At 66.2% G+C, this 2,107-nt stretch carries 4 protein-coding genes; 2 read left to right on the forward strand and 2 right to left on the reverse strand.

Annotated elements, in window-relative coordinates:
• The coding region (locus Q1J79_RS08430; RefSeq protein ID WP_300299180.1) for a DNA polymerase at positions 1-182 on the forward strand (182 nt) is incomplete at its 5' end.
• A gap of 52 nt (positions 183-234) precedes the next feature.
• On the opposite strand, the gene Q1J79_RS08435 is transcribed toward Q1J79_RS08430, so the two are convergent.
• Positions 235-540 carry an NIPSNAP family protein gene (locus tag Q1J79_RS08435; RefSeq protein WP_300299182.1) on the reverse strand — a complete coding sequence of 102 codons (306 nt, stop codon included), beginning with the start codon at positions 538-540 and terminating at the stop codon, positions 235-237.
• Between the two features lie 4 nt (positions 541-544).
• Positions 545-949 (reverse strand): hypothetical protein, encoded by a 405-nt coding sequence (locus tag Q1J79_RS08440; RefSeq protein ID WP_300299184.1) that lies wholly within the window; start codon positions 947-949, stop codon positions 545-547.
• Positions 950-1,034: 85 nt separating this feature from the next.
• Here Q1J79_RS08440 and Q1J79_RS08445 point away from each other — a divergent pair.
• On the forward strand, positions 1,035-2,107 hold a 1,073-nt coding region (locus tag Q1J79_RS08445; RefSeq protein WP_300299186.1), incomplete at its 3' end, for a malate/lactate/ureidoglycolate dehydrogenase.

Here is a 2,107-nt window from a genome sequence, read left to right on the forward strand (position 1 = left end):
AAGCCGGCCTCAAGACCCGCATGCTGCTGCAGGTGCATGACGAACTGGTCTTCGAAGCGCCCGAACGGGAAGTGGACGACGCGATCGCCGTGGCGAAGGACGTGATGCAGGCGGCCGCCGCGCTGGATGTGCCATTGGTGGTGGAAGCCGGCCGCGGCGCCAACTGGGACGCGGCGCACTAATCCAGATCCGTCATGCCGGCCTTGTGCCGGGCATGACGATTGCGGAGATGGCTTACTCGAAAACCGGACGGAAGAAGCTGCGCTCGTAGCGGCGGAAGCAGCGCGTGCGTTCGTAGAAGGCCATCGCTGCCTGGCATTCGGGATCGGTGGCCGCTGCTTTGCGATACTGCTCATAGGCCGCGAGGCTGGGAAAGGTGAAGCTGGCCAGCGCGATGTCGCTCTCTCCCTCGCTGGGCATCAGATAGCCGTGATGCCGGCCGCCCAGCTTGTTGACCAGCCTGATCCACATGCGGCCGTATTCCTCGAAATCCTTCAGCTTGTCGGCATCGACTTCGTAGCGCAGAAAACAGGTGATCATGGCATCACTTCCCCGCCATGCAGCGTTCGACCAGCGCGCCGCAGGGTTCCAGCGTCTGGCGGCCCGTCGAGGTGCGGCCGGTGAAGTCCACCGCCTGCACCCGGCCGTTCTTCATGAAAAACGCCGCCTCGCAATAGCGGTAGTAATCGTAGGAAACGCTGCCGCGATTGGTGGGCGTATAGCCGGTGTCGCTGATCGCCGTGGCCGAGCGGCTGGTCTCGCGGAAATAGAGCCAGAGGTCGTTGCCACCTTCCTTGTGGATCGCCACCGGCTCGCCCAGGCAGCGTTTCAGCCCGGCCTCGTCGAGGCCGACCAGAGCGGTGCGGGCGCGTTCGGCGGTGCCTTCCAGATGGGACGCGCAGGCGCCCAGCAGGACAAGCGGCAGAAGCAGCAGGGTGCGGTGCATCATGGGTCGCAGTCTGCCCGCCCCGTTGTTCGCCTGCAAGCTTTCCGATAAACCGGAAGCCCAGCGAAAAACGACCCGAGGACCCTCCATGGCCGCCACCGTCACCATCGCCGCCGACAAGCTGCGCGCCGCCGTACGCCATATCTGCCTGGCCGGCGGCAGCAACGAGCGCGAGGCCGCCCTGGTGGCCGAGAACCTGGTGCTGGCCAACCTGAGTGGCCATGACAGCCACGGCGTCGGCATGTTGCCGCAATACATCCTCGCCGTGGTGGAAAAGCGCCTGAAGGTGAATACCTCCGTGCGGGTCCTTGGCGACGCCGGCGCCATCCTCAATCTGGACGGCAACATGGGCTACGGCCAGGTGATCGGGCACGAGGCGATGGAGCTGGGCATCCGCCGCGCCAAGGACCTCGGCGCCTGCATCGTGAGCTTGCGCAACAGCCACCATATCGGCCGCATCGGCCATTGGGGCGAACAATGCGCCGCCGCCGGGCTGGTCTCGACGCATTACGTGAACGTGGTCGGCCGTCCGCCGCTGGTGGCGCCGTATGGCGGCGCCGATGCGCGGTTCGCCACCAATCCCTATTGCTGCGCGATTCCGGCCGCCGAACCCGGCGGCGAACCCATCGTGCTGGACATGGCGACATCAAAAATCGCCATGGGAAAGGTGCGCGTGGCGATGAACAAGGGCGAGCAGGTGGCGCCCGGCACGCTGATCGATGCGCAAGGCAATCCCACCAACGATCCCAAAACGATGTTCAACCCGCCGATCGGCGCCATCCTGGCTTTCGGCGAGCACAAGGGCTACGGCCTGGCGGTGATCGCCGAATTGCTGGCCGGCGCCATGACCGGCGGCGTGACCATGCATGAGGGCAGCTGGGCCAGCGGCACCATCACCAACAACATGTTCTCGGTGATCATCGACCCGGCGAAGCTGGGCGGCGCCGAGACCTGGCGCCACGAGGTGGCGGCCTTCACTGCATTCGTGAAAGCGTCGCCAAAAGCCCCGAACTCTGACGGCGTGCTGGTCGCCGGCGAGCCCGAGCGCCGCGCGCGGGCCAAACGCCTGGCCGAGGGCATCCCGGTGGATGCCACCACCTGGGGCGAGATCGTGGCGGCCGGCGAATCCGTTGGCGTCAGCGCCACGGAAACCAACAGCGT

Source organism: Ferrovibrio sp. (genome assembly GCF_029255545.1).
GTDB lineage: Bacteria > Pseudomonadota > Alphaproteobacteria > Ferrovibrionales > Ferrovibrionaceae > Ferrovibrio.